Below are 17,618 nucleotides of genomic sequence, written 5' to 3' on the forward strand. Positions count from 1 at the left end.
AATACATTAATGAAATCACATCAATTTTCTACCGCACTTTCTCAAAATACAACGCAATCAAATGGGAAGCCATTGCGCTTCCCTAGCCCAGCCAAACTGAATTTATTTCTTTATATCAACGGAAAATTGCCGAACGGCTATCATGAATTACAAACACTTTTCCAATTTTTAGATTTCGGCGATTGGTTAGAAATGAGTATCCGTGAAGAAGATAATCGAATTGTTTTAACGCCAGAAATTCCAAATCTAAAAACAGAAGATAATCTAATTTATCGAGCTGCAAAACTTTTACAAGAAAAAGCCAATATTCAATTGGGTGCAAATATTCATTTAGATAAAATTCTTCCAATGGGAGGCGGTGTTGGTGGGGGGTCATCTAATGCAGCAAGCGCATTGGTCGCATTAAATTATTTATGGCAAGCCAATTTATCTATTGATGAACTGGCAAAATTAGGCTTAACACTAGGCGCTGATGTGCCAATATTTGTACATGGACACGCTGCTTTTGCTGAAGGTGTCGGGGAAAAAATCACTTATTGTGAACCTGCTGAAAAATGGTTTGTTGTATTAAAACCCGATGATTCAATATCGACGGCTGTCATATTTCAAGATCCAAATTTACCACGTAATACACCGAAAAAATCCCTAGAACAACTTTTGAGTGAACCTTATGTAAACGATTGCGAAAAAGTTGTGATAAATCATTATTCAAACGTTGAAAAAGCGCTAAACTGGTTGCTACAATATGCGCCGGCAAGATTAACAGGAACGGGAGCATGTGTTTTTGCTGAATTTGATCATGAAGCAGAAGCACAAGCGGTATTTAGACAAAAACCAGAAGAATTTTTTGGCTTTATCGCTAAAGGACTCAATGTTTCTCCCTTGCACGCAATGTTGAAGCAGCTATCACCAATTCATACTCATCGACAATCTAAACCTGAGGTTTTATAAAATGCCTGACATTAAACTCTTCGCGGGTAATGCAACACCAGAACTTGCAAAACACATTTCTGAACGTTTATATATTTCACTAGGCGATGCCACTGTTGGCCGTTTCAGTGATGGTGAAATCCAAGTTCAAATCAATGAAAATGTGCGTGGTGCAGATGTATTCATTATACAATCAACCTGTGCTCCAACCAATGATAACCTAATGGAATTAATTGTGATGGTAGATGCATTACGTCGTGCATCTGCAGGTCGTATCACGGCTGTTGTTCCCTACTTTGGTTATGCTCGTCAAGATCGTCGCGTACGATCAGCACGTGTACCTATTACCGCTAAAGTTGTGGCAGATTTACTTTCAACTGTTGGTATTGACCGCGTATTAACCTGCGACCTACACGCAGAACAAATCCAAGGCTTCTTTGATGTACCAGTAGACAATGTGTTTGGTTCTCCAGTTTTAATTCACGATATTTTGAAAAAATCTGATCTTGAAAATCCAATTGTTGTTTCTCCAGATATTGGTGGTGTTGTTCGCGCTCGTGCGGTAGCTAAATTATTAAACGATACTGATATGGCTATTATTGACAAGCGTCGTCCACGTGCAAACGTAGCACAAGTAATGCATATTATCGGTGATGTCGCAGGTCGTGATTGTATTCTTGTCGATGATATGATCGATACAGGCGGTACGCTTTGCAAAGCAGCTGAAGCATTAAAAGAACGTGGTGCAAAACGCGTATTTGCTTATGCGACTCATGCTGTATTCTCTGGTGCTGCTGCGAAAAATTTGGCTAGTGGCGCTATTGATGAAATCGTTGTAACAGATACAATCCCACTTTCTGAGGAAATTAAAGCATTAGGTCGCGTACGCGTACTTACTCTGTCTGCAATGCTTGCTGAAGCTATCCGTCGTATTAGTAATGAAGAGTCAATTTCAGCTATGTTTAATTAAATTAAAATGCTAGACAATGATCTTTAAGAATTATGGGAATTTCAACAATATTTGTGAAATTCCCACTTTCGTTGAGATGTACTTTATAATCTTGCAATTTCGTTTAACGAACCATCCTCTTTTAGAAATCCATAGAAAAATTCTACCGCACTTTTCACAGCTTCACTCATCGGAAAACCAAAAGAAACAAGATCGGGCTGGATGCCAATAAAAATAACCTCAGGAATATCTTCCTCTAATTGCTCGATTAAAAAATTAAGTGGCAAATTATGCGTGCTGACGAAGAACATTTCGGCGATAAGTTCTTTGTCGATAATACGAATTTTGCCAACGGGCAATTCCATTTCTGTGGCATCAAAGATAATTAAACGCTTTGGTTTCATGGCACGGATCTGATGCACAAGATTTTCCGGTGCAGAACCACCATCAAGTGCGATCCAATTTGTCAACGGATTTTCACTACAAAGCTGAGCAAGATAGGGGCCAGCCCCATCATCGCCCATCATTGTGTTACCAACAGTTAGGATTACATTTTCATTCATCACGACGTTTCACCATAATATACATCACAGGTTCACGCTGGATGGAAGCAAGCGTGTCCATTAAAATATCGATCCATTTTTGATGTTCAGGCGAAAAATTGGCTCTATTTTCATATAGTGCCTTAGCCAATAAATTCACATGACTTGAATCAATCACTATTTCACCAAATTTCATTAAGCCCGCAAATTTACGTTTTGCATCGCCTTCAGGGAAGGTATCTACAAAACGTTGGTAATCTGCATAATCACAAATTAGCAATTTTTTAAAGCAGTCAATTACTCCAACGTGGTGACCAATCGCAAGGGAATAATACATTACTTGCTTGGCTTGCTCTGGAACTTGTTCATCGTTTTCAACAAAACGCTCATTGAGTAAATAGAAAAAAACTTGGGTTGTCATGGTACGTCCTATAAAACTTGTAAAGTAATTTCTTCGCTAATCAATACTGCCAAATCTCCCCTTACCCCTCTTTGCTAAAGAGGGGGATTTCTATTTAGCAATAAAGTGTCTTCTCTCTTATTTTAATTTTCTGTTGTTAATGCAGAAAACTAGATTGAGGTTGAGGCTCTTATTCCTCTCTTTGCTAAAGAGAAGATTCTTCTTTAGCGATAAAGTATCGTCTCTCTCATTTTAGTTTTCTGTTGTTAGTGCCGAAAACTAGATTGAAATTGACCGCTCCTATTCCCCTCTTTAGCAAAGAGGGGGAAGGGGAGATTTGGCAGAAATCAAAACGGAGCTATTAGTTTATTTAGCAATCGTTAGACTATCCCGAAAACGGCATACTAATTGCATGTAATCGGTTTACGATTTCACTCAAACGAGGATCCGCTTCACGTTCCAAAAATTCGCCAAGACGAACACCAAATGGAACCTGATCTTTTTCAGACATCATACTCATAAATTGATTAGCAATGTCTCCACCTTGTCGATAGCCCGCCAAACGACGCGCTTCACGTTCTAATTCCACACGTAAATCTAATGGAATATTTGGGAAACGTAATTTAGCCTCAGCATTAGGATCGGCAATTTCTTGTTTACCTTTGAGTTTTTGATCAAGTAAACCTAGTGCCATTGCAAAACCATAAATAGTCGCAGCTGGAGTTGGAGGACATCCAGGAATATACACATCAATTGGCACAATTTGATCGCTACCGCCCCACACGCAGTACAAGTCATGGAAAATACCGCCACCACAACCGCACGCTCCATAAGAAATACAGATTTTTGGATCGGGTGCAGCTTGATAAGCACGCATTGCAGGTGTACGCATTGCACGAGTTACCGCGCCAGTAAATAATAAAATATCCGCATGGCGAGGTGATGCAACAACCTTAATCCCGAAACGTTCAGCGTCAAAGGTTGGTGTAATGGTACTAAAAATTTCAATTTCACAACCATTACAACCACCACAGTCAACACGGTAAACATAAGCGGAACGTTGAATCTTTTTCAACAAAGTTTGTTTCATTTTCGCAATGTTTTCATCCACACTAAATGGCGTTGAAATACCATTCACGGGCATTGGGATTTGTGTGTTCATCTTGCAATCTCCCTAACGTGATCAAATAACGCCAATTTCACGCGCATATTGGATTCCATATCGGCGGTTTTTTCCAAACTGTTTTGGCGTTTACAGGTTGGGCAAGTGTTGAGCACCGCTAATTTATGTTTTACCAGTTCATCGTTATCCAACGTTTGTTTGAATAAATCCACGGCATAATTGAGTTCTTTATGAGAAACAAAAGGTTGACCACATTGATGACAAATCGTTGTAGTGAAGGTTGTTTCTTGATAAAGATCCTGTTTATTGCTGACTGATAATTCAAAATCTTGGCTTAAACGAATGGCTTTTGTTGGGCAAACTTCTTCACAACGGCCACAGAAAATGCAGCGGCCTAAAAATAATGACCAAGTACGTTCGCCTGTTTCTGGATCGGTACGCATGGTAAGCGCATTAGCTGGACATGCCATTGTACAGGCTGCACAAACAATACATTGATCAGAGTTCAGTTCTGGTTTACCACGGAAATCAGGATCAACTTCATAGGGTTTAAACGGATATTTAGTGGTAACATCCCCCGCATTTAATACGGTTTTAAGTAATTTAAACATTGTGCGCCCCCTATTTTAATGGTGAATTTTTACGTTCAATGCCGTAGCGTTCGATTTCTTTGTAAGAAACCGTTTGTGCTTTGCGTTTACGTACATCCACCACAGTCACACGGTCAGTACAAGAATAGCAAGGGTCAAGGCTACCAATGATAAGCGGCGCATCTGATACCGTATTGCCACGCAACATATAACGTAAAGTTGGCCAGTTTGCATAAGTCGCTGCACGACAACGCCAGCGATATAATTTTTGGTTATCACCAAGCATTGACCAGTGAATATCTTCACCACGCGGCGCTTCCGTGATACCTAACGCAAAACGTCCTGGGGTGTAATTGAAACCTTCAGTGATAATCGCACCAGTAGGCAAGTTATCTACCATATAATCAATGATATTCATGGATTCAAATACTTCATTTACCCGCACTTTCACACGAGAAATCACATCGCCACCTTGTTCGGTGAACATATTGAATGGTACATCGCCATAGCCAGAGAAGGGGTGAATTTTACGCACATCACGTGCGAAGCCAGAACCTCGAATCATCGGTCCGACCGGACTGAAATCACGCGCAACTTGACGATCAAGCACTCCTACGCCCACAGTACGTTGTTCCATATTTGGCGTATTGAGTAAAATATCTACCAAAGTTTTAAGCTCTTCACGCATTTCTGCAATAAGCTTAATGCATTGTTCACGTTGGTGTTTCAACATATCACGGCGTACACCGCCGATTAAGTTAATACCATAGGTTTTACGCGCACCAGTAAGCACTTCCGCAAGAGTCATCGATTTTTCACGAACACGGAAGAATTGCATAAAGCCTGTATCAAAACCAGTAAAGTGGCTAGATAAACCTAAGTTCAATAAATGACTGTGCAAGCGTTCCACTTCCAATAAAATTGCACGAATCCATTGTGCACGTTCAGGAATTTGAATACCTAACGCATTTTCGACTGAGTTAGCATAAGCAACGCTATGGGTAAAGCCACAGATACCACACACACGGTCAGCCAAGAAATTGACTTGATCGTAATCCATTCGGGTTTCTGCCAATTTTTCCATACCACGGTGTACATAGAATAAACGGTAGTCCGCATCAATAATATCTTCCCCATCGACAAACAAACGGAAGTGTCCTGGTTCATCTGATGTAATATGGAGAGGACCGATAGGCACAATACGCGCTTCGCCTTTTTCATTAATAAACTCATAGGTTTCCGTTGCCGTAGTTGGATCGGGACGCAAACGGTAGTCCATAGAATCTTTACGTAATGGGTAAAGATCATCTGGCCAGTCATCTGGTAACACTAAACGACGTTGATCGGGAAGACCGACAGCTTTTAAACCGTACATATCAAATAATTCACGTTCGCCCCACACCGCTGCTTTGACTTTCGGTGTCACGGAAGGAAATTCCAGTGTAACAGGATCCACGAGTGCTTTAATCGTCACAAAAGTTTTGACGACACCTTCCATAGAAAGCACGTAATAAACAGCATAATGACCATGAATTGAACGTTCATCGTTACCAAAAACTAATGGCAACCAGCCTTCATGTTGATAGTAAAGATATTCCACCACATCAGGTAACATATTGGTTTTCACTGTTAAAGTGACTTGATTCGGTGTAGACCACTCCTCATCTAAAATTGTATTCGGAAATTTTGCATTAACGGCTTCAATATAATTTTTGCCGAGCATTTTTACCGGATCGACCGATGTATTTTTAGTTAATTCCATTTTTTCCCCCAGTTGTCGATCATTTCGCTAAACTTTGCCAAGGTAAAACTAGCATATCGCCAAAGGACACATGTTCAGATCCAAGCACAATTCCTACCGCACTTTTTAGTAACTGCAAGATTGGCTCTGCAATATGGATACCCATTACAAACATTAACAACAATAGTATGGCCATTGCCGCCAAAGAGACTTTACTAACTTCGCCTGCTTCCACATTATCAGGTTGTTTGCCAAGCACTGTTTTTAATAGCATTAAGGCAAGTCCTGCAAGCACGATAGTGAGTAAAATTAAGCATAAAATAACTAACCAAGTTTTACCCGCTGTAATCCCTGCAACCACAACACTAAATTCACTCACGAATACGTTAAATGGAGGGATACCACCCAATGCCAACGCACCACCAGCGAAAAGCACCGCACTCACTGGTGCAACACGCCATAATCCACGCACTTGATTCATATCACGGGTTTTATATTTCAATAGAATATTACCCGATGCACAGAATAATAAGGTTTTCGCAAGGCTGTGGTTGATGGTGTGAAGTAAACCTGCAAATACCCCAATTGGGCCACCAAGACCGAAAGCAAAGCTGATTAAGCCCATATTTTCGATACTTGAGTAAGCAAGCAAACGTTTAATATCAAATTGCACGATGATAAATAACGCCGCCACAAGCACTGAAAGTAAACCAAAGATCAACATTAAAGTTTGTGGAAATTCTGCGCCAACCGCTTTTGAAACCAATGTGTAGTAACGCAACACCACAAGCATTGCACAGTTTAATAACACCGCTGATAAAATTGCACTCACTGGGCTTGGTGCCTCACTATGTGCGTCTGATAACCAAGTATGCATTGGAAATAGACCGCACTTCGTGCCGAAACCAATCAATACGAAAGCGAATGCGATATACATCAACATTGGGTTTAAACCAGTGGCTTGTTGATTCACTGCTGACCAAAAAATCGCTTGGCTTGGATCGGCAAGCACGCCATTTGCATTAGCAAAGGTTAAAAGTGTGCCGTATAAACCGAAGGCAACGCCCACAGAACAGATGATGATGTATTTCCACGCGGCTTCAAGGGATGTTTTTTGTTTGTAAGTACCGACCAAAAACGCAGAGCTTAATGTTGTCGCTTCAATTGCAACCCACATTAAAATCAAGTTATTGGTGATAACTGACACAATCATCGTAAAGAAGAATAAGTGTAAGAAACCGTGGTAATGAGCATAGGTTTTAAAATCAATATGCCCTTCTTCCAATTCTGTGTTCATATAACCGATGGAATACACCCCAGCAATTGAACCCACTACAGCAATTAAGCCTAAGAAAATGGCAGAAAGACTATCAACATACACCCAGTTGTTAAATGCACTGATACTGCCTTTTTCCAACACGCCAGAAATGACTTGTACGGAAAAGAACAACATCAAAATTAACCCGGTAACATGGAATGCGGTACAAACTGTCCGATTTTTTGTTCCGCGTAGTGCAAAGCTTTCAAAAGCGATGACTAAAGGTGCGACTAATAACGCGATTATCCATTGTTCATACATAGCGTTACCCCTTCAAACTCATAAGTTGTTTAGCATCAACAGTGTTGAAAGTGCGATAAATTTTATTCACTAACACCACCATAATGATGACTGCAAAAATCGCATCGGTGGCAATGCCGATTTCAACTAATTCTGGCGCATTGTTGGCAAGTAAAGCCAACGTTAAATGCGCACCGTTTTCCATTAAACAATAACCGAAAACTTGTTTCACAATATTGCGTTGGCTCACAATACACACTAAACCTAAAAGGAAGTGGCTAAGTGATACTGACAATGCTGGTTTTAAATGTTCAACTAACGGTAAGTTCACTGGAATGACAACAAAGTAACATAAGCAAACGATGATAGATGTGATCGGGATCAACCAAGCGACATTCATTCCTGCAGGAGTTTGACTTTCGTCAATTTTTCGTAAAGAAAAGATTAAAATTCCTGGCACTAATAATACTTTCGTGATGAATGCACTAATGGACCACATATAAAGTTCGTGAGCTTGCATTTCAAATGCCAAATAAACGAATAACACCACCAATACAAAAGACTGTAAGCCATAGCACAACGCGGATTTTTTTGCGGTTTTTGCCATAATGACACAAAGCGATGTAATGATGAGCAAACTCGCTAATACATTGATCATTAACATAATTCTCTCCTTAACCCGCAAGGCCTAACCAATAGGCAGCGATAAAGCTAGAACACACAGACATCACCATTAAAATCACTAAAACAAATGTCATAGAGAATGGCAATGGTTGCGCATTTTGCACATCTTCAGATGGTTTACCGATAACACATTGACCAAATTTATAAAGCAACCAAACAAATGTTGCCGTAGATTCAATCAACGCAATCACCATTAACCAAGTTACCCATGAATATTCTTGTCCAAGGTCGAAACCTGCGGCAAATAATGGGAATTTACTGAAGAAACCATTAAATGGTGGCACACCAGCAATAGCCAACGCGGCAATACCAAATCCTGTACCAACAACAGGCATGGTGCGCATAATCCCTTGTAAACGAGGCATTGAACGTGTACCTGTAGCATAGCTCAATGAACCTGCAACCAAGAAGAATAAGCTTTTCGCAAAGGCGTGGTTAAAGATATAAGCAATCGCTGCAACAAAAGCTAATTTAGAACCTAATGCTGCAAGAGAAAGCCCAATGAAAATGTAAGAAAGTTGAGTAATAGTTGAATACGCAAGTAAGCGTTTTAAATCCGCTTGTGGCAAATACATTAAGAAACCATAAATCAATGTAATCATTGCCATCACAATCCCTACTTCACCCACAATGTGAGGAATTTCACCTGCAGACATCACGGAACGAGCGAAGATATAGACGCCCACTTTTACCATTGATGCGGCGTGCAAATACGCACTGACCGGTGTTGGCGCTTCCATCGCATTTGGTAACCAAATTTGCATTGGAAGTTGTGCTGATTTACCCCATGCGGCAAACATCACGCCAAACAACACAATGGTTTTCGCTTCTGGTGCGAGATGTTCTAACGCCGTGATAGAAAATGTGCCAGATTGGCTAAATAAATAAGCCGCAGCAAGATATAAACCTAATGAACCTACGTGAGTAATAATCAACGCTTTCATCGCTGCCGCCATTGCTTTTTGGCTTTGATAATAGCTGATTAATGCCCAAGAACATCCCCCAGTGATTTCAAAGAAAAGCAACTGACCCGCTAAAGTTGATGAATACACCAAGCCTGCCATTGCACCAATGAAAATCAACAAGAAAGCATAAAAACGAGGTAATCCGTTATGCGGATGTTCGCGGTTTTTATCGGTTAAGTAGCCACAAGAATATAAGCAAATTAAGAAACCTAAACCCACAACGGCAAAGGCAATTAATGTACTCACTGCATCTAAGGTCACGCCGAAGATCGCGGTATCACCAAATTTAACTAAATCATAGGTGACAGATTGTGCGCCATTTGCATACCACTGCCCTGCCACAGCAAGTGTGCCAAGGGTAGCAAGTGCAGCAAAAATTGTGGCAATTTTTGGGAAAGATTGTTTATTCAACCCCACAATAAACGCACCGACAAACGGCAAAATGATTGTAATTAGTGCTAAACGTTCCATATTTCCTCCTTACAATCCTGTGAAGTAAAACACAAACGCCAACACTGAAATACCGAAACCGACCACAGTTAAACGTCCTGTTAGCATAAAGCGGGTACGTGCCAATGTGTTTTCAAACACACATGCGGCGATAAATACCACGAGTAATTTCACAAAGAAAGAAACGATGCCTAAAATAACCGCACTTACCGTGAACTCTTGTGCTGCACCGAATGGGAAAAGCACGCTCACAAAGATAGAGGCAACCACCATTGATTTTAAACTCAAACCGACTTTCAATAAGGCGAAAGAAGGGCCTGAATATTCAGTAAGTGGGCCTTCTTGAAGTTCTTGTTCTGCTTCAGCCAAGTCAAATGGAATTTTGCCCATTTCAATAAAGATCGCAAAAGCAGCGGCAACTAAGGCAATTACTGTTGCAACGGGATATTGCCAAGGTTGGCTAGAAAGTGCGGTGCTAATTACTGCAAAATTTGTAGAACCTACAATTAAAGCAATCACAATGAATGCCAACATTAAGATTGGTTCAACAAGTACGCCTAATGTCACTTCACGGCTTGCACCTAAACTTGAGAAAGTACTGTTGGAATCCAAACCCGCAATTGAGAAGAAAAAGCGGAACAACGCGAACAAATAAATAACGGTGATTAAATCACTGCCTGCCCCAAACGGTGAGTGATGAGTAAACATGGGTAAACTCATCGCAACCACCATGACGGTGCTAATTAACACATAAGGCATAACACGAGATACCCAACCCGCATTATCTGGCCAAATATTTTGACGCGTCATTAATTTAGCAATGTCTCGATAATCTTGTAACAAGCCTGGGCCACGACGAGATTGAATACGAGCCCGAATCATCCGTGAAATGCCTGAAAAGAGCGGTGCCAAAGCGAGAAGAATTAACGCTTGCACAATGGCTAAAAGGAACATTCCAGCGGAAGTGGAAATTTCTGAAGGTAATGAAATCATAATTTCCTCCTACATCAACGCAATGGAAAGTAATAACACAACCAAGGCAATCACGAAGTACACGCAATAAACGCGGAAGTCGCCTTGTTGTAGCCATTGAATTTTACGACCTAACCATGGGATAAAATGCGCAATCGGCATTGTTATTTTTTCTTCCCAGAATGGTTCTGTTTTGGTCGCACCTGAAATTAATGCATTGATACCTTTTGCACCAGCAGGTGCAGGATCAAGCACTTGACGCAAGGTATAAAGTGGTTTGAAGATAATACGAAGCGGACGAGTAAAACTACCCGCAGAGGCTGTCATATCCATTTCGTAAGCATAACCACAAGCCCAAGGATTGCCTTTGGCACGATCTGCCATACGATTGCCTTTGGTGTAAGCGTAATACATAAACGGCAACACAAAGAATGCAATCAACATAATGCTCACCATTGGTGTAGAAAGCACAGTATTCGGTGTATTGCTTGCTACCACTACGCCATTTTCTGCTAAATTAAGCATGTCATTATGAGAAAGTGCGGTTGCAATATTGGCAATTATTGGGGTTACCACAGAAGCACCCACGCCTAAAAGTACACAGAATAATGCCAAGATTGCCATTGCAATCACCATTGGTTTCGGCACTTCGCGTGCATGTGCTGCTTTTTCGCTGCGTGGTGCACCGCCAAAGCTAATACCATACACTTTCACGAAACAAAGTGCGGCAAGTGCACCTGTTAAGGCAAGCATAATGATTGCAACAGGGCCAGCAATGCGTAATACCACATCATTGTGTTGGCTTAGGCTGAATAAAGATTGATAAGTAAACCATTCACTCACAAAACCGTTAAACGGTGGTAATGCAGAAATTGCCATGGTACCAATCAAGAAACAGAAAGCAGTAAATGGCATTAGTTTGCCAAGCCCACCCATTAAATCCATATCTTTTGAATGTAAACGGTACATCACAGAACCAGCACCCAAGAACAATAAGCCTTTGAATACCGCATGGTTAAGCAAGTGATATAAACCGCCAAGTAAACCGACAATAGCAAGCACTGGATTATGAATGGCCATACCAATCATACCGACACCTACACCCATCATAATAATGCCGATGTTTTCTACGGTGTGATACGCCAAAAGTTTTTTGATGTCATGTTCAGCCAAAGCATAAAGTACGCCAAGCACAGAAGAAACTGCGCCCAAAGCAAGCACAATCACACCAAACCACATATTGTGTGCGCCAAGTAGATCAATACCAACTTTAATAATCCCGAAGATACCGATTTTAACCATCACACCTGACATCATTGCAGAAGCATGAGAAGGTGCAGCTGGGTGAGCTTTTGGTAGCCAGCTATGTAATGGAATCATCCCTGCTTTTGCACCGAAACCAAGAAATGCCAAAATAAATACCGTAAAGGCTAAAGGCATTGAAAGCTCGGTGTGGCGGAAGGCTTCAAATTCAAAACTACCAGCGTAGCAATAGAAAATAAAGAAAGCGATCATAATCAACACAGAACCAGCGTGAGCAATGAAGAAATACAATAAGCCCGCATTGGTTGCGTTGTCATCTTGTTCGGTGAGTACTAAGAAGTAAGATGCCAAAGACATCATTTCAAAGAACACTAAAAAGTAGAAAGCGTTATCGCTGGTGACTAAAGCAACCATTGAGGCAATAAACAAATTCATAAAGAAGCCCATCGTGCCAGCGCCTTTACCAATGTATTCTTTCACATAAGAAAAGGAATAAAGTGCGGTGATAATAACCATTAAAGAAATTACACACACCATAAACGCAGCTAATCCGTCAATACGGATTGAAAATTGGGCGAAGTCGAAAGGGGTTGAAAACACATCAACGACCGTATCGTTGCTGATAAGCACGGGAATGCAGGCAACAATGCCTAACAAGCCACCAAGTACACCGGTCACGCCGGATATATTGATTGAAAGTTGTTCATTTTTTCGCATAGCGAGAGAAATAAACGCACCAACGACATAAATCAACAAGGACGTGATGAGTAAACTGATTGAAGAACTCATAATTTCACTCCATTGATTAACGAGTAAACAAACAATAAACTTTTATCTTGACACGACAGGAGAACCCATCATTGCCATTTCGCGTTTTTTGCGATTTGCTTGTTCGATACTCTCATCACTAATTAAAAATAAAGTTTTGGTTGGGCAAGTTTGCATACAAGCAGGACCTTCTTCACGGAAATAGCAAAGGTCGCATTTCACTGCGATAGCTTTTACACCTGGTTCCCATGCAAGCATATTGTGAACATCGGTATTATTTGGTGCAGTGCGAATATCACGTTTTACCGCATCAGTGAAAGAAAAACTGTCATAATGGTTTGGTGCATCTAATGGTGCGCTACCATGTTGTGTAATCGCCCCAAATGGACAAGCGATAGCACAAAGTTTACAGCCAATGCATAAACTTTCATTGAGTTGAATGGTGTCATTATCATGCTTTATCGCGTGCACAGGACATACTGTAGCACAAGGTGAATCATCACAATGACGACATAAGATCGGCACAGTAATATCGTCGTTGCGCATTACTTGTAACCGCGGAAAGGATTGTAATCCAAAAGCTTTGTGTACTTCGCTGCAAGCAGCCATACAGGTATTGCATCCAATGCAATCTTTCGGATCACCTATAACAAAACGGTTCATATTTTCCCCCAAATTATAATAGATAGAAACAGAAAGTAAGTGGAGGGCATTACACCCAAACGTCCAATAACCACTCTGGAAATAAGGATACTCCTTCGGAGTTACCCAGACTAGAGTAAAACAATTGTTTTATTGACTGAGATCATAAATTTTTTCGATTTTTTAATGCGTAAAATAATTATTGAGATTGACTCTTATTTCCATAGGTTATGATTGTAAGCAATTGAATTAATTAGCGTTATAATTATTAATGGAATGTTAAAATGCTGTTGATAATGTTTCATTTAAGTCGATACTTAAATATGAAAGTGCAGCAATTTTAAGTTTAATTTGCGACATAATCTTAAATTAAACTCATTTTATCTTTACTTCTTATCTATTTTTTAGTTTAATTTACTATGTAATCTTAAATTAAACTTAATTTTTTATCATGTCAGACTTTTATTCACGTCAAATACAACCTTTATTGCAAACTTTGATAAAACAATTTCCAGCAATTCTCATTACTGGCCCACGCCAAGTAGGAAAGTCCACGTTGTTACAGCATATCAGCAAAGAACATCAATATATTACCTTTGATGATCCTATCTTGCTCGATCAAGCACGTAACGAATCCACCTTATTTATGCTCAATCATCAAGGAAAATTAATCCTTGATGAAGTACAATATGCGCCTGAATTATTTTCCAGTTTAAAACTTGCCATTGATAAACAAAAAATCAATGGGCTCTTTTTGCTCTCCGGCTCACAAGCTTTTCAACTGATGCAAAATGTTACCGAAACCTTAGCGGGTCGTATTGCAGTATTAAAATTACAAGGATTTTCTCTGCGTGAAATTCAAGAAGTAGTGTTTTATTCGCCTTTTCTGCCTAATATGGATTATCTCAACACGCGCGAAAGACTTATTAAACCTGTAGAAAATATTTGGCAAATTATCCACCAAGGCTATATGCCACGCCTATATCAACAAGAAACCAGCTGGGATATTTATTATGCATCCTATGTTTCTACCTATATTGAACGAGACGTACGCACACTCACCAATATCACCAACATCACTGATTTCACGCGATTTATGATCGCTATCGCCGCACGAAGTGGTGAATTACTAAATTACAGCAATGTTGCGCAAGAAGTTGGTGTTTCCGTTGATACCATTAAACGCTGGACGACAATTCTCGAAACATCAGGCATCATTTATCTGCTTCAGCCGTATCACAATAATCATCTAAAACGTGCAATCAAAACACCGAAAGTTTATATGATGGATACGGGGTTAATGGCTTGGTTAACTAAATGGTTGACACCGGAAACTATTCAACAAGGGGCAAAGAGCGGTCAATTTTTTGAGACTTTTGTAATAAGTGAAGTCATTAAATCTTTCTACAATAACGGCATTGAGCCACCCATTTATTTTTATCGCGACACCAATCAAAAAGAAATCGATCTTTTGATTGAACATAATCGTACACTCTACCCTATCGAAATTAAGACTACTGCCAGCCCTAACAAGAAAATGACAAAAGCCTTTGGTATTTTGAAAGATAATCTCCCACCCGATGAAATCCAAATAGGGAACGGCGTGATTATTAATCAATATCCGCAAAAATTATGGCTGGCAGAAGATTTGGTGGCATTGCCGGTGTGGTGGATTTAAAAATAACAAATTTTGACAAAGATCAGATTTCACTTTTCTATTTCAAGTTACTATAAATACACTCAATATCACATCAGGAAAAATGATGAAAGGAATCGAATTACGTATAAAAGGAAAAGTACAAGGCGTGGGATTTCGCCCGTTTGTATGGCTTATAGCCAATGAATATGGATTAAAAGGCGATGTCAATAATGATGGCCAAGGCGTACTCATCCGTTTTATCGAACCAGAGGAAAAGAGTCTTACTGCTTTTCTACAGGACTTACAGACAAAACTTCCTCCTTTAGCATTAATTACGGATATCCAACAGCAAGAAAAATATTGGGAGGATTTACCGCACTTTTCAGAATTTGTTATCCGTGAAAGTGAAAATAATGACATGGATACACAAATTGTACCTGATGCGGCAACCTGTTCTGCTTGTATCGCTGATTTGTTTGACACTCAAAATCGTCGCTATCACTACCCTTTTACAAATTGTACTCACTGTGGCCCACGTTTTACGATCATAAAAAAAATCCCTTACGATCGTAAAAATACATCTATGTCTGATTTTCCATTTTGCCCTGATTGTGAGCATGAATACAAAAATCCCGCAGATCGTCGTTTTCATGCCCAACCTAACGCTTGTAACGTTTGTGGACCACACATTTGGTTACAAGATCAATATCAACAACTTTCAATGCATGAAAATGCGCTAAAACAAACTGCTGATTTACTCAAAAAAGGTAAAATTATTGCGATAAAAGGCATTGGAGGTTTCCATTTAGCCTGTGATGCACAAGCTTTTCATACCGTTCAATTATTACGTGAACATAAACATCGACCTAGCAAGCCACTTGCCGTAATGGTGCCTAGTTTAGATTTTCTACAAAACCTAACGCCAGCTGAAATTAAATTACTCACTAGCACAGCTGCACCAATAGTCTTATTAAATAAATATAAAGTGCCGAATTTAGCAGAAAATATTGCACCCAATCTAAATGAAATCGGCATTATGTTACCAAGTAATCCATTACAACATTTACTTTTACGAGAGATAAATCAACCACTTGTAATGACGTCTGCCAATCCGAGTGGAGAACCGCCCGTACTAGATAACCAAGGTGCGGTAAAAAAATTAAGTCATTTGGCTGATTTCTATCTTTGCCATAATCGTGATATTTTACAACGCGCAGATGATAGTTTAGTTCGCGTAGCCTTTGACGGTGTGGAAACCTTACGTAGAGCAAGAGGATATGTACCCGATGAAATCGTCCTAAATACCCAAACTGAAAAAAATATTTTGGCATTGGGTTCCGATCTTAAAAATACCTTTTGCCTACTCAAACAAAATAAAGCCATTGTCAGCCAACATATTGGCGACACAGCGAATGAACTGATACAACAACAATTAGAAAATAACATTGATTTATTTTGTCAAATTTATCAATTTAAACCAGATTTAATTGCGATTGATGCTCATACTGGCTACTTTTCATCAAAAGTAGGCAAAAATCTGGCAAAAAAATTTTCTATTCCTTATGTCACTGTCTTACATCATCATGCACATATTACAGCCGTATTAGCCGAACATCATTGCAAGGAAAAAGTTATTGGCATCGCATTAGACGGTATTGGTATGGGCGCGAATGGACAACTTTGGGGCGGAGAATGTTTGCTTGTAGAGGGAGAAACTTGCCAACATCTTGGTGGATTACCTGCCGTGGCGTTACCTGGCGGTGATCTTGCAGCAACTCAACCTTGGCGTAATTGGATCGCCCATTTACAACAATTTGTTCCTCATTGGCAAACATTTGCAACAAAAACTTGCTCTCATTTACCTTGGGAGCCCCTTACCAACGCCATTCAACGAAAACTTAACTCACCTCTCATCTCATCAGCAGGAAGATTATTTGATGCGGTCGCCTATGGTTTAGGGATTACAGAGACTAAACTCTCTTGGGAAGGAGAGGCAGCTTGCCATTTAGAAGCGCTTGCTACACAATCTGATTTTATTAAAGAAAACAAAAGCACGATGAATATTCCCGTTAAAATGGCAATTAAAGATAATCAATTAGATTTATCAACTTTCTGGCAAAGCTGGCTTGCTTACGACACATCTAAAGCTAATAAAGCCTTTGCTTTCCATTATGCCTTAGCACAAGGCTTTTCAGAATTAGCACGGAAACAAGCACTATATCATCATTGTAAAACTATCGTACTTTCTGGTGGCGTGATGCATAATCAACTCTTACGCAAACTATTAAAAGAAAATTTAGCAGAATTTAATGTGTTAAGTGCCCATCAATACCCTATGGGCGATGGCGGGTTGAGTTTAGGGCAAGCAATGATAGTCGCAAATTTATCTGACTAATAAAAAA

General features: G+C 39.9%; 15 protein-coding genes. 4 read left to right on the top strand and 11 right to left on the bottom strand.

The genetic code is table 11. From position 1 onward, the window contains the following. Nucleotides 1–9 precede the first annotated feature (9 nt). Nucleotides 10–951, top strand: a complete 942-nt coding sequence (ispE, locus tag LIX50_RS03440; RefSeq protein WP_048953688.1) for a 4-(cytidine 5'-diphospho)-2-C-methyl-D-erythritol kinase — start codon at nucleotides 10–12, stop codon at nucleotides 949–951. A 1-nt stretch (nucleotide 952) separates the two neighbouring features. Beyond that, nucleotides 953–1,900: a ribose-phosphate pyrophosphokinase gene (locus tag LIX50_RS03445; protein WP_048953587.1), complete on the top strand. Its 948-nt coding sequence runs from the start codon at nucleotides 953–955 to the stop codon at nucleotides 1,898–1,900. Between the two features lie 83 nt (nucleotides 1,901–1,983). Here the strand turns inward: LIX50_RS03445 and hycI are convergent, their stop codons facing one another. From hycI to LIX50_RS03500, 11 genes are all read right to left on the bottom strand, one after another. Beyond that, nucleotides 1,984–2,442, bottom strand: coding sequence for a hydrogenase maturation peptidase HycI (gene hycI / locus LIX50_RS03450; RefSeq protein ID WP_048953585.1), 459 nt, complete (start codon nucleotides 2,440–2,442; stop codon nucleotides 1,984–1,986). Then, nucleotides 2,435–2,842 carry a formate hydrogenlyase maturation HycH family protein gene (locus tag LIX50_RS03455; protein ID WP_048953583.1) on the bottom strand — a complete coding sequence of 136 codons (408 nt, stop codon included), beginning with the start codon at nucleotides 2,840–2,842 and terminating at the stop codon, nucleotides 2,435–2,437. The genes hycI and LIX50_RS03455 overlap by 8 nt, the downstream gene beginning before the upstream one ends. 364 nt (nucleotides 2,843–3,206) lie before the next feature. Continuing rightward, on the bottom strand, nucleotides 3,207–3,983 hold the full coding sequence (locus LIX50_RS03460; RefSeq protein WP_065246297.1) for an NADH-quinone oxidoreductase subunit B family protein: 777 nt from the start codon (nucleotides 3,981–3,983) through the stop codon (nucleotides 3,207–3,209). Next, nucleotides 3,980–4,555 carry a formate hydrogenlyase complex iron-sulfur subunit gene (locus tag LIX50_RS03465; protein ID WP_005626087.1) on the bottom strand — a complete coding sequence of 192 codons (576 nt, stop codon included), beginning with the start codon at nucleotides 4,553–4,555 and terminating at the stop codon, nucleotides 3,980–3,982. Before LIX50_RS03465 ends, LIX50_RS03460 begins: the two co-directional genes overlap by 4 nt. A gap of 10 nt (nucleotides 4,556–4,565) precedes the next feature. Beyond that, complete coding sequence (locus tag LIX50_RS03470; RefSeq protein ID WP_005634689.1) at nucleotides 4,566–6,296, bottom strand: NADH-quinone oxidoreductase subunit C; 1,731 nt, start codon at nucleotides 6,294–6,296, stop codon at nucleotides 4,566–4,568. Nucleotides 6,297–6,315: 19 nt separating this feature from the next. Continuing rightward, nucleotides 6,316–7,854 carry a hydrogenase 4 subunit F gene (locus LIX50_RS03475; protein WP_048953579.1) on the bottom strand — a complete coding sequence of 513 codons (1,539 nt, stop codon included), beginning with the start codon at nucleotides 7,852–7,854 and terminating at the stop codon, nucleotides 6,316–6,318. Between the two features lie 4 nt (nucleotides 7,855–7,858). Next, nucleotides 7,859–8,497, bottom strand: a complete 639-nt coding sequence (gene hyfE, locus LIX50_RS03480; protein WP_048953577.1) for a hydrogenase 4 membrane subunit — start codon at nucleotides 8,495–8,497, stop codon at nucleotides 7,859–7,861. 10 nt (nucleotides 8,498–8,507) lie between these two features. Beyond that, on the bottom strand, nucleotides 8,508–9,953 hold the full coding sequence (locus LIX50_RS03485; RefSeq protein WP_005631962.1) for a hydrogenase 4 subunit D: 1,446 nt from the start codon (nucleotides 9,951–9,953) through the stop codon (nucleotides 8,508–8,510). 9 nt (nucleotides 9,954–9,962) lie between these two features. Continuing rightward, entirely contained in the window at nucleotides 9,963–10,925 is a 963-nt protein-coding gene (locus LIX50_RS03490; protein ID WP_048953575.1) for a respiratory chain complex I subunit 1 family protein, read from the bottom strand. 9 nt (nucleotides 10,926–10,934) lie between these two features. Then, nucleotides 10,935–12,956 (bottom strand): hydrogenase 4 subunit B, encoded by a 2,022-nt coding sequence (hyfB, locus tag LIX50_RS03495; RefSeq protein ID WP_048953574.1) that lies wholly within the window; start codon nucleotides 12,954–12,956, stop codon nucleotides 10,935–10,937. A gap of 42 nt (nucleotides 12,957–12,998) precedes the next feature. Continuing rightward, complete coding sequence (locus tag LIX50_RS03500; RefSeq protein WP_048953572.1) at nucleotides 12,999–13,598, bottom strand: 4Fe-4S dicluster domain-containing protein; 600 nt, start codon at nucleotides 13,596–13,598, stop codon at nucleotides 12,999–13,001. 430 nt (nucleotides 13,599–14,028) lie between these two features. Between LIX50_RS03500 and LIX50_RS03505 the strand changes: the two genes are divergently transcribed. Together LIX50_RS03505 and hypF are read left to right on the top strand one after the other, a co-directional pair. After that, a complete protein-coding gene (locus LIX50_RS03505; protein WP_048953570.1) occupies nucleotides 14,029–15,255 on the top strand; it encodes an ATP-binding protein in 1,227 nt (408 codons plus the stop codon). An 85-nt stretch (nucleotides 15,256–15,340) separates the two neighbouring features. Continuing rightward, nucleotides 15,341–17,611, top strand: coding sequence for a carbamoyltransferase HypF (gene hypF, locus LIX50_RS03510; RefSeq protein ID WP_048953568.1), 2,271 nt, complete (start codon nucleotides 15,341–15,343; stop codon nucleotides 17,609–17,611). Nucleotides 17,612–17,618 lie beyond the last annotated feature (7 nt).

Origin of the sequence: Haemophilus sp. Marseille-P9675 (assembly GCF_916862695.1) — a bacterium.
GTDB lineage: Bacteria > Pseudomonadota > Gammaproteobacteria > Enterobacterales > Pasteurellaceae > Haemophilus > Haemophilus haemolyticus_K.

Coding starts and splice junctions, on each gene's coding strand:
- ispE (WP_048953688.1), top strand. CDS start 10: ATGAAATCACATCAATTTTCTACCGCACTTTCTCAAAATACAACGCAA.
- LIX50_RS03445 (WP_048953587.1), top strand. CDS start 953: ATGCCTGACATTAAACTCTTCGCGGGTAATGCAACACCAGAACTTGCA.
- hycI (WP_048953585.1), bottom strand. CDS start 2,442: ATGAATGAAAATGTAATCCTAACTGTTGGTAACACAATGATGGGCGAT.
- LIX50_RS03455 (WP_048953583.1), bottom strand. CDS start 2,842: ATGACAACCCAAGTTTTTTTCTATTTACTCAATGAGCGTTTTGTTGAA.
- LIX50_RS03460 (WP_065246297.1), bottom strand. CDS start 3,983: ATGAACACACAAATCCCAATGCCCGTGAATGGTATTTCAACGCCATTT.
- LIX50_RS03465 (WP_005626087.1), bottom strand. CDS start 4,555: ATGTTTAAATTACTTAAAACCGTATTAAATGCGGGGGATGTTACCACT.
- LIX50_RS03470 (WP_005634689.1), bottom strand. CDS start 6,296: ATGGAATTAACTAAAAATACATCGGTCGATCCGGTAAAAATGCTCGGC.
- LIX50_RS03475 (WP_048953579.1), bottom strand. CDS start 7,854: ATGTATGAACAATGGATAATCGCGTTATTAGTCGCACCTTTAGTCATC.
- hyfE (WP_048953577.1), bottom strand. CDS start 8,497: ATGTTAATGATCAATGTATTAGCGAGTTTGCTCATCATTACATCGCTT.
- LIX50_RS03485 (WP_005631962.1), bottom strand. CDS start 9,953: ATGGAACGTTTAGCACTAATTACAATCATTTTGCCGTTTGTCGGTGCG.
- LIX50_RS03490 (WP_048953575.1), bottom strand. CDS start 10,925: ATGATTTCATTACCTTCAGAAATTTCCACTTCCGCTGGAATGTTCCTT.
- hyfB (WP_048953574.1), bottom strand. CDS start 12,956: ATGAGTTCTTCAATCAGTTTACTCATCACGTCCTTGTTGATTTATGTC.
- LIX50_RS03500 (WP_048953572.1), bottom strand. CDS start 13,598: ATGAACCGTTTTGTTATAGGTGATCCGAAAGATTGCATTGGATGCAAT.
- LIX50_RS03505 (WP_048953570.1), top strand. CDS start 14,029: ATGTCAGACTTTTATTCACGTCAAATACAACCTTTATTGCAAACTTTG.
- hypF (WP_048953568.1), top strand. CDS start 15,341: ATGAAAGGAATCGAATTACGTATAAAAGGAAAAGTACAAGGCGTGGGA.